8 protein-coding genes are annotated in these 9,604 nt (G+C 65.0%); 4 read left to right on the top strand and 4 right to left on the bottom strand.

All coding sequences use genetic code 11. The features are described 5' to 3' along the window. Together tilS and ftsH are read left to right on the top strand one after the other, a co-directional pair. A partial coding sequence (tilS, locus tag IVB32_RS19425; protein ID WP_247410943.1) for a tRNA lysidine(34) synthetase TilS occupies nt 1-977 on the top strand: 977 nt, incomplete at its 5' end. 214 nt (nt 978-1,191) lie between these two features. Next, nucleotides 1,192-3,114 carry an ATP-dependent zinc metalloprotease FtsH gene (gene ftsH / locus IVB32_RS19420; RefSeq protein ID WP_007596301.1) on the top strand — a complete coding sequence of 641 codons (1,923 nt, stop codon included), beginning with the start codon at nt 1,192-1,194 and terminating at the stop codon, nt 3,112-3,114. Between the two features lie 330 nt (nt 3,115-3,444). Here the strand turns inward: ftsH and IVB32_RS19415 are convergent, their stop codons facing one another. Together IVB32_RS19415 and IVB32_RS19410 are read right to left on the bottom strand one after the other, a co-directional pair. After that, the gene (locus IVB32_RS19415; RefSeq protein WP_018453798.1) at nt 3,445-4,629 is read right to left on the bottom strand and encodes a glycosyltransferase family 87 protein; all 1,185 of its coding nucleotides are present in this window, start codon (nt 4,627-4,629) and stop codon (nt 3,445-3,447) included. 62 nt (nt 4,630-4,691) lie between these two features. After that, nucleotides 4,692-6,206 (bottom strand): hypothetical protein, encoded by a 1,515-nt coding sequence (locus IVB32_RS19410; protein WP_204512217.1) that lies wholly within the window; start codon nt 6,204-6,206, stop codon nt 4,692-4,694. Nucleotides 6,207-6,504: 298 nt separating this feature from the next. On the opposite strand from IVB32_RS19410, the gene IVB32_RS19405 reads away from it, so the two are divergent. Beyond that, nucleotides 6,505-6,669 (top strand): Flp family type IVb pilin, encoded by a 165-nt coding sequence (locus tag IVB32_RS19405; protein ID WP_007614256.1) that lies wholly within the window; start codon nt 6,505-6,507, stop codon nt 6,667-6,669. A 229-nt stretch (nt 6,670-6,898) separates the two neighbouring features. Here IVB32_RS19405 and IVB32_RS19400 read toward each other — a convergent pair whose 3' ends face one another. Beyond that, nucleotides 6,899-7,882: a phosphatase PAP2 family protein gene (locus IVB32_RS19400; protein WP_018453800.1), complete on the bottom strand. Its 984-nt coding sequence runs from the start codon at nt 7,880-7,882 to the stop codon at nt 6,899-6,901. A 268-nt stretch (nt 7,883-8,150) separates the two neighbouring features. On the opposite strand from IVB32_RS19400, the gene IVB32_RS19395 reads away from it, so the two are divergent. After that, entirely contained in the window at nt 8,151-8,831 is a 681-nt protein-coding gene (locus IVB32_RS19395) for a TetR/AcrR family transcriptional regulator (RefSeq protein WP_026232596.1), read from the top strand. A gap of 151 nt (nt 8,832-8,982) precedes the next feature. Here IVB32_RS19395 and IVB32_RS19390 read toward each other — a convergent pair. Continuing rightward, nucleotides 8,983-9,604, bottom strand: a 622-nt coding sequence (locus tag IVB32_RS19390; RefSeq protein ID WP_247410941.1) for a pyruvate kinase, incomplete at its 5' end; no start/stop codon positions are given.

Raw genomic sequence — 9,604 nt, 5'->3', positions numbered from 1 at the left:
ATCGCAGCCTTTCGCGCGGCCCGCGTCTCACCGTAGTCACCATCGACCACGGCTTGCGGCCGGAGGCGGCGCGCGAGGCGCGCGCGGTCAAGCGTCTCGCAACCGGGCTTGGCCTGCCGCACCGGACCGTGCGCTGGCGCGGGGCAAAGCCGAAAACGGGACTGCCGGCCGCCGCGCGCGAAGCTCGCTACCGCCTGCTTGTGCAGGCCGCGCGCCTCGCCGGTGCGAGCCACGTGCTGACCGCCCACACCCGCGACGACCAGGCCGAGACCCTGTTGATGCGGCTTGTGCGCGGCAGCGGATTAGCCGGGCTGTCGGCGATGGCCCGTCTCACCGAGCGCGACGGCGTCGTTCTTGCGCGTCCACTACTCGATGTTCCGAAGTCGCAGCTGATCGCGACCTTGAAGCGGGCGAAGATCGGCTTTGCCGACGATCCCACCAACCACGACGCTGCCTTTACCCGGCCGCGGCTGCGTGCGCTGCTGCCGCAGCTCGCGGCGGAGGGCGGTGATGCCCGCAGCCTGGCTCGGCTCGCGGCAAGGCTGGCGCGCGCCAATTTGGCCGTCGAGGTGCTGACCGATGGAGCCGAGCGCTTCCTCCGTTTGCGGGATCGCGGCGATGCGCCGCAGGCCGGCGTTCGAAGCTTCGAGGCCTCCGGGTTTGCCGCCCTGCCGGAGGAGGTCCGGCTGCGGATCCTGCTGCGGGCCATCAACGCGTTCGGGCATGAGGGGCCGGCGGAACTCGGCAAGGTCGAATCCCTCCTGGCCGTGCTCGATCAGGCCATTGCCGCAAGTGCCCGCGCACCCGCAAATGGCCGGCCGGCCCTGAAGCAGACGCTTGCGGGAGCCTTGATCAGCCTTGCCGGGGGACGTATCCGCATCGCCCCGGCGCCGGCCCGGCGCAAGGGTGGATCAAGGGTGGATAAGGGCGGATCATGGCACCGGCCATTTCGAGACCGCGCCGTGAGGACACCTTAACCAGGCAGGAAAAACCCGGATCCGGGCGCCATTATTTCAGCGGGAATCGGACTAAGATGGGCTAAATAGTCCCATCTCGTTCCCTTGGCAGCGACCGGAGCGACACCTAGATTGTATGCGTCTAACCGAGAGGATTCCTTGGGGATTTCCTCGCGCTGCCCAAATAACTGCCCAAGGCTCAGGCCGCGATCCGCGCGACCACGAAGGAAGATCGATGAACGCCAATCTGCGCAATTTCGCCCTCTGGGTCATCATTGTCCTGCTGCTGTTGGCGTTGTTCACGCTCTTCCAGAATCCGGGTCAGCGCGCCTCCTCGCAGGACATCGCCTTCTCCCAGCTCCTGAGCGAGGTTGACCGCGGCAATGTGCGCGACGTCGTAATCCAGGGGCCGGACATTCACGGCACCTTCACCAACGGCTCGAGCTTCCAGACCTATGCGCCGAGCGATCCGACGCTCGTGAAGCGCCTCTATGACAGCAAGGTGCAGATCACCGCGAAGCCGCCCGGCGACAACGTGCCGTGGTTCGTCTCGCTGCTGGTCTCCTGGCTGCCCTTCATCGCGCTGATCGGCGTGTGGATATTCCTGTCGCGGCAGATGCAGGGCGGCGCCGGCAAGGCGATGGGCTTCGGCAAGTCGCGCGCAAAAATGCTGACTGAAGCGCATGGCCGCGTCACCTTCGAGGACGTCGCGGGCGTCGACGAGGCCAAGCAGGACCTGCAGGAGATCGTCGAATTCCTGCGCGACCCCGGCAAATTCCAGCGCCTCGGCGGCCGAATTCCGCGCGGCGTGCTGCTGGTCGGACCTCCCGGCACCGGCAAGACCCTGATCGCGCGTGCGGTCGCGGGCGAAGCCAACGTGCCGTTCTTCACCATTTCGGGTTCTGACTTCGTCGAGATGTTCGTCGGCGTCGGCGCCAGCCGCGTCCGCGACATGTTCGAGCAGGCTAAGAAGAACGCGCCCTGCATCATCTTCATCGACGAAATCGACGCCGTCGGTCGTCACCGTGGCGCCGGCCTCGGCGGCGGCAATGACGAGCGCGAGCAGACGCTGAACCAGTTGCTGGTCGAGATGGACGGCTTCGAGGCCAACGAGGGCGTGATCCTGATCGCCGCGACCAACCGTCCCGACGTGCTCGATCCCGCGCTGCTGCGTCCCGGCCGCTTCGACCGTCAGGTCGTGGTGCCCAACCCGGACGTCGTCGGCCGCGAGCAGATCCTCAAGGTCCACGTCCGCAAGGTGCCGCTGGCGCCGGATATCAACCTCAAGACCATCGCGCGCGGCACCCCGGGTTTCTCCGGCGCCGACCTGATGAACCTCGTCAACGAAGCCGCGCTCACCGCCGCCCGCCGCAACAAGCGGATGGTGACCCAGGCCGAGTTCGAGGAAGCCAAGGACAAGGTGATGATGGGCGCCGAGCGCAAGTCGCTCGTCATGACCGAGGAAGAGAAGCTGCTGACGGCCTATCACGAGGGCGGCCACGCCATCGTCGGCCTCAACGTCGTCGCGACCGATCCGATCCACAAGGCGACCATCATTCCGCGCGGGCGTGCGCTGGGTATGGTCATGCAGTTGCCCGAGCGTGACAAGCTGTCGATGTCGCTGGAGCAGATGACCTCGCGCCTTGCCATCATGATGGGTGGCCGCGTCGCCGAAGAGCTGATCTTCGGTCGCGAGAAGGTAACCTCGGGTGCGTCGTCCGACATCGAACAGGCGACGCGTCTGGCGCGCATGATGGTGACGCGCTGGGGCCTGTCCGAGGCGCTCGGTACCGTGTCCTACGGCGAGAATCAGGACGAGGTTTTCCTGGGCATGTCGGTGTCGCGCACCCAGAACGCATCGGAAGCGACGGTTCAGAAGATCGATACCGAGATCCGGCGCTTCGTCGAAGAAGGCTATAACGAGGCAACGCGTATTCTCACCGAGAAGCGCGCCGATCTCGAAGCTCTCGCCAAGGGCCTGCTCGAATTCGAGACGCTCTCCGGCGACGAGATCATCGACCTGCTCAAGGGCAAGAAGCCGAACCGCGAATCCGTGCTCGAGCCGACCACACCGCGCGCCTCGGCCGTGCCGCCGGCCGGCAAGTCGCGCCCGCGACCCGATCCGGATCCCGGCCTGGAGCCGCAGCCGCAGGCGTAATCGCGTACGGCAGATCGAATTGAAAAACGCGGCGGAAACGCCGCGTTTTTTGTTGGTGATGGTGATTTGCGGGTGGTGCCAACTCAGCGCCCGTCATTGCGAGCGCAGCGAAGAAATCCAGAATAGATCCGCGGTGACAGTCTGGATTTGCTTCACTGCGCTCGCATTGACGATTTTGATGCAGTTGCACTGGAAACTCAGAAGTACGGCAGGCAAAGGTGCCTAAGCGCCGGGCCCACCATCTCTCGCCAATCACGCTAGAAGTGGTGGCACACGCTCCGGAGTTTGCGTCATCACTTCGGCGCCCGCATCGCCAGCCGCAGATTGGATTCAGGAATGCGGCGACATTGCCGGCTCGCCAGACCCTGCCGGACTGCGCAACGCGCCGAACACGACGCCGATGAGAGCGACGATGAGGAGCGGCGATAGTCGTCCCGCCGGAATATACACCGCCGGGCTGAGCAACGGCACCATCCAGATGCCGAGCCCGATCAGCCAGTCGCGAAAGCGTGGAGCATCGATCGATGCGGCAAGCCACAGCACGACGGCGACCGTCAGCAGCGTCGCGTCATAAGGGCCCGAATGCGGGGCTGCCAGCACGGTTGCCGCAAGCAGTACGATCAGCTTGTTGTTGGTACGGAGCGAGGAGCGAAAGACCGCGAACGTTGCCGCCGCGCTCGAAAGGATCGCGGCCAGCTGCAGGATGGAGGCCAGCCGCTCCGGCAGGCCTAGCAGCATCGCGCAGGCCCACACGCTGTGACCCCAGATGCGGCCATAGGCCAGCCATTTCGCGTCGGGGCTGACCAGATTGTTGTACGCCTGCGGTATCCACCAGAGCCACAATTCGACGCCAAAAATCATGGCACTTGCAGCCGCCAATGCGAATGCCGAGCATGCAGCAGCGCACAGGCTGCCATAGCGGCGCGCCCCCATTAGCGCGAGCGGGACGAGCAGGAAGAATTGCGGCTTGAAACTCAGCAGCCCGAGGATTGCCCCGGCCAGGAGCGGTCGCGGTCCGAGCAGCCTGACGCCCGCGACCAGCAGTGCGGCAACGAGAAAGGCGCATTGTCCATCGGCCAGGTTGAGAGATGCCGATGGCGAGACCAGCACGGCCGCGATGATGTAGGGCGTCAGTTGCGGCTGATCGGACCGGTTGCGAAGCGCCCAGGCCAGGAAGCCTGCGGTCGCGGCCTGGAATGCGACATAGGAGCCGATGAAGCCAAGCGGCGCGAATGGCAGCAGCAGAACGAGGAAGCCGGGCGGATAGAACCATGGACGGAACTCCAGAGGCACCGTGAGCCATGATGCGAACGACTGGTTGAGATAGGCCGTGAACGCGTCACCATCGGTGACCAGCGCAAGATTGCCGGCGAGCGACGATTTGACGGCGCCGTAAAACACCATCCAGTCGGTGCCGGGAGCGACGTGGTTCAGCCCGATCCAACCGGGATGGGTGAAGGTGGAGATCAGGACGCCCCAGGCGAAGAGCGTTGCGATCGAAAACGCTGGCAGCATCACGAGAGGAATTCCGATCCAGCGGCGCGATGGACCGGATATCGGCTGCTGAGCTGACGCGCTCACTTGACGGCTTCCCTCGAGGACTCCGCTTCCGGCATCGCGCCGGCCTCTGTGCCGCCGGTTCGCACGTGGATCACGGCGATGTTGTCCGCGTAGAGCCGCTTCCAGCCCTTGATGTGGTCCAGCACCTGGGCGGCCGGTGCGTCCGCGACCATGAGCGTGGCGTCGATCTGGTACGCGTCGAGCAGCCGCGTCAGACTGTCGAGCTTCTTGAGCTCCACGGCCTTGAAGACGTCCATGGCGAAGGTTTCGCCGTAGAGCTCGGCGCGGCCGTCGATGAAGACCGGGATGTCACGCGAGATCAGATAGCCGCCGAACTGGTAGGCGTTGAAGATGCGTTGCGCCTTGCGTTTCTCGAGCAGATCGACGGCGGCGACCGGTGTCTGATCCATCGTGAAGGTGAAGCGGTGATGCGCCATGTAGAGTGAGGTCGAGGTCCAGCCTGCGGCCACGATCATCAGCGCGCCGGTCGCGGTGACGTAACGGGCAGCCCAACTCTCGCCGCCCTGCGTGCCAGGCTGCGGCAGCGCAGACCGTTCGCCGAGGGGCTTGGCCAGCACCAGCGGCACCAGGAAGGCGAAGGCCTCGATGCTCCTGACGTGGGTGAGCGCCATCCAGGTCAGAAGCAGGATCAGAAGAATACGCGGGGGCGAGAGCGTCAGGCCGCGATACAGCCCGATCGCAATCAGGCCGAACAGCGCGCCTTCGAATGCGTTGAAGGAGGCGAAGTTCGCGGGCGCCCACTCGGAGATGATCGTCAGCAGCTCGCCCAGATTGAGGATGTTGATCGCGCCGAGCAATGTGCGCCAGCCATAAGGCGTGACGCAGCTTGCGGCGAGTGCCGCAACACCGAACAGGAACCAGCGCGACAGCAGTCGGACCTGCTTGCCGGACTCCATGCCCCAGAGCGCCACAAATGACATCGGGCCGATCAGGGCCAGGCCCAGCACGAAGCCGCCATGCAGGTTCGACCACAGGGACATCAGCGGCAGCCAGTACCATGACGGGGCGCCCTTGCGGTCGGCTGCGGCCATCAATACGCCGACCCACGCGATCATCACGGGCAGCGCCAGCATGTGTGGCCGCGCCAGAACGTGGTGCAGCGACAGCAACAGCGCGAACATCGCGAACAGGACCGCTCGCGGAATTTCCAGATGGGCCTCGAGCAGGCCGACCAGCATCGCCGCCGACAATGCGACCGCAAGCGCGGTGAGGACCACCGGGCCGGCCCAATCCCATTGCGCATAGGAGAGGGCGAACAGGACCTGCGACAGCCATGAGGTCGAAACCCAGGGCGCCCCCGGACGGGTGAAGGAATAGAAGTCCGTGTAGGGAAGCGCCTGGTGATCGAGGATCCATTGTCCGATCTTGATCTGCCAGAGCGAGTCGGAGTCCTGAAGCAGCGTGTCGCCGACATACGCGAAGAAGAGATAGGCGCCCGCACCGACGCACAGCGGCACCAGGGCTCGCGCACGACCCTGCACCGTGATGCTGTTGGCAAAGGAAAGGGACATGCCGCCTCGTCGTCCTGGTGTTTTTGTCGTTGTGCCGAGCGATCGACATTGGACCACGGCGGTCATAATTCCGGGTAAACCGGTGAGGCGGGGCCGGCTTGATGTCTCGACAATTTAACGGATCGTTTTAGATTTCGGTTTACCATCGACGCATACACGCAAACCGCTCTGTGTTTCCGCAGTCGAATTAACTGCGGCGCAATTCTTTGCCTCTACGTTCGGTTCCATGGTCAAGCGGCGCTGGGAAGCCCAAAAGACCAGATCAGTTGTAGCCTCGTGTACTCATTTGGAGCTCTTTATGAAGAACCTCGTTGCGCGTTTTGCGAAAGATGAATCCGGCGCCACCGCTATTGAATACGGTCTGATCGCCGCCGGCATTGCGCTGGCGATCATCACTGTCGTCAATAACCTGGGCACCACGTTGAACGCCAAGTTCACCTCGATCTCGAGCAGCCTCAAGTAACGCTGTACGAATCGCGAATTCAAAGAGCCCCGTCCTTGACGGGGCTCTTTTCTTTTGGCGGACGATTTCCGGATCTGGGAAGTCGTGAAGCTGTAGCAAGCTTGTAGGGCGGCAAAGCGTCTGCCGCGGCTCCGAAAGCGCAGGCGTTCCCACCGTCGAGAACATTGAACATTGAAAGTTGCCGGCGGGCACGCCGCTACGCGCGGACCCTAGGGCAACTTGTCGGCTGTCATTCCGCGAGGCCGGGCTGCCAGACCGCCGACGGCGCAGGCGCGGCAGACGTCTGCTGCGCGCGGCGGTGCCATTCGAGATAGAATTTCGCCGCCCAGATCGACGCTGCGGCGACTGCGATTCCGCCGGCGACGTCGATGACGTAATGCGCGCCGATCACCGGTGTTGCCGCAATCATCAGCAGATTGAGCGCAGCCGCGATGCCGCCGAGGCCGCGCACCGGCCACAGCGCCCACATGTAGAGCACGGCGGATGCGGCGTGGAAGCTCGGAAACGAGACAACGCCGGCGAGGAAGAACAACTGGAGCTCGTGCAGGCTACCGTCGCGAAGCGCGAGGATGTCGCGCAACTGCCCGGCATAGACCGCGGTGTTGATTTCGGGAAAATGCGCGGCGGACAGCTGCAGCCCCCAATAGGTGCCGATCGCGGGCACGACGGCGGAGATCGCGATGGTGACCGCGAGCGCGAGGCTCATCGCGAGCATGAACAATTGCAGCCGCATATAGTGCGCCGTCAGTGCCAGCACGACGGGAATGCCGAGCAGCGGCAATTTGATCAGCCCATATCCGCGAGCCAGGCAGTCCGCGAGCCAGGGATGGTCGTTGACGTATCGCGCGATCGGTTCGGGATCGAGGCCGAGTGCACGGTCGATCGCAAGCAGCGCCTGGTCCTGCAGCGGCCAGTTCAGCTTAGCCGCGACATAGCTGAGCGGTCCGACGATGGCGCAGGTGAGAATGATCTGTCCGATCGTTCCGAGCGAAAACAGCAGCTTCGGGTCGGCAAGCTCGCCTTTGACGATGCGGTGGCCATAGGCCAGCGCGAGCAAGACTGCAGCAACTGCCAGCGTCACCCAATAGGCGACTGGTTCGAGGCTCAGGCCGGTGAAGGCGAGGCCCAGCGCCAGCAGGCTGCCCATGGCTGCGATGGGAAGCCAGTTCAGGTGGAAGAGCTGCCAGGCGGTCCGGGCGTCCGTGTCGACCATGCTGCACCGAGGTGGGATCGCGATACCGCAGCACAGTCGCGGAGCAGGTTTAAGATGGCGGTAACGATCGTGGTTACCCCTTCACCAAAGCAGTTCGCGACGTTTTTAGCTGTTTGAGCTCGCGTTTTTTTTGCGTGACGCTTCATGCATTTGCACCTTGTCATCCACTCTGAATAGTTGTTCACTCCTTGCGGGGCGATTTGCGATATCAGTGACGAAGCGTTCGGCCGCAAGGCGTGCGACCGGCGTGTGGGACAGGAAGCGCGCCATGGTTTATCGGCGGACGCATCAAGTGGTGAAGCGCCTTGCGGCCCGGCGCAGTGCGATACTGGCGGCGGCGCGGGAGGCGGCGGCGGAAGGCGGGATGGCGGCGGTGCAGATTGCGCCAGTCGCGGTTCGCGCCGGCGTCGCTGCGGGTACGGTCTACCGCTACTTCCCCTCCAAGGCCGATTTGATCTCCGAGTTGATTGCCGAAGTCTCCCGCGACGAGCTCACGGCGATCCGGCGAGCCGCCGATGCCGCGCCGGGGCCGTCCTCGGCGCTGGCGGCGGCGGTCACCACCGTGGCTGTCCATACCCTGTCACAGCGCAGGCTCGCCTGGGGCATCCTGGCCGAGCCGGTCGATGTCGATGTCAGCGCTTCACGTCTCGCCAGCCGGCGCGAGATCGCGGGCGAGATGGCCTCGCGGATCGACGCCGCCGTGCGCGCCGGCCACCTGCCGGCGCAGGACACGGCCCTTGCTGCCACCGCGCTGCTCGGCGCGCTGCACGAGGCCCTGGTCGGACCGCTCGCGCCGGACAATCTCGACGATCCCGCCAGGATGCGCGATGCCGTGCAGACCGTGACGCTGCTGGCGCTCCGCGCGGTCGGCGTCATGGACGCCCGCGCCAGGGGGCTCGTCGTGCAGCAGACGCTGCTGCCGACGGCGAAAGCGCTGGTTGGGGCCTAAAACGTCATCCTGATCGACCGGCGGACCTGATCGCGCCCAGGCCGTTGCTCGAGCTCGCCTTTTCAAAAAACCTCAGCACATCCGCCGGACCCGCCGGCTACTGTGCATGGGGTTGTTTTCGACATTTTTTGTTTGCCGGGTGCCGGCGGAGCTAGATATTCGCTTCGCCCTCGGGGCCGACCGAGGCGATGCGCACCATGTTGGTGGTGCCGGGGATGCCGAGCGGCACGCCGGCGACGATGATCACGCGCTGGCCCGCCCGGACGAAGCCGTCGCGGAACGCGATCTGGCCGGCGCGGCTCACCATGTCGTCCTGGTCGCGCGCATCTTCTGCCACCACGCAATGTATGCCCCAGACGACCGACAGCCGGCGTCCCGCCGCGACGTTCGGCGTGATCGCCACGATCGGCGGCTTCGGCCGCTCGCGCGCCACGCGCACGGCGGTCGATCCCGAACTGGTCCAGCAGATCAGGGCCGGCAGGTCGAGCGTCTCGGCGATCTGCCGCGCAGCGTCCGCGATGGCATCGCCGGCGGTGGCTTCCGGGGCCGGGCGCTGTGCGGTGATGACGGAGCGATAAATCGGGTCGCGCTCGACCTCCTCGCCGATGCGATTCATGGTCGAGACGGCCTCGACCGGGAATTTGCCGGCCGCCGATTCCGCCGACAGCATGATGGCGTCGGCACCTTCGTAGACGGCGGTGGCGACGTCGGAGACCTCGGCGCGGGTCGGCACCGGCGACTGGATCATCGATTCCAGCATCTGGGTCGCGATC

The sequence above is a fragment of the Bradyrhizobium sp. 23 genome, assembly GCF_023073295.1.
GTDB classification, from domain to species: Bacteria; Pseudomonadota; Alphaproteobacteria; order Rhizobiales; family Xanthobacteraceae; genus Bradyrhizobium; species Bradyrhizobium canariense_D.
The sequence above is the reverse complement of the archived record's forward strand: the minus strand, read 5'-3'. Positions and strand labels throughout refer to the sequence as shown.

What these genes read in the sequence shown, in the direction of transcription:
- ftsH (WP_007596301.1), top strand. Translation starts at nt 1,192, where the DNA reads ATGAACGCCAATCTGCGCAATTTCGCCCTCTGGGTCATCATTGTCCTG.
- IVB32_RS19415 (WP_018453798.1), bottom strand. Translation starts at nt 4,629, where the DNA reads ATGCTGCCAGCGTTTTCGATCGCAACGCTCTTCGCCTGGGGCGTCCTG.
- IVB32_RS19410 (WP_204512217.1), bottom strand. Translation starts at nt 6,206, where the DNA reads ATGTCCCTTTCCTTTGCCAACAGCATCACGGTGCAGGGTCGTGCGCGA.
- IVB32_RS19405 (WP_007614256.1), top strand. Translation starts at nt 6,505, where the DNA reads ATGAAGAACCTCGTTGCGCGTTTTGCGAAAGATGAATCCGGCGCCACC.
- IVB32_RS19400 (WP_018453800.1), bottom strand. Translation starts at nt 7,882, where the DNA reads ATGGTCGACACGGACGCCCGGACCGCCTGGCAGCTCTTCCACCTGAAC.
- IVB32_RS19395 (WP_026232596.1), top strand. Translation starts at nt 8,151, where the DNA reads ATGGTTTATCGGCGGACGCATCAAGTGGTGAAGCGCCTTGCGGCCCGG.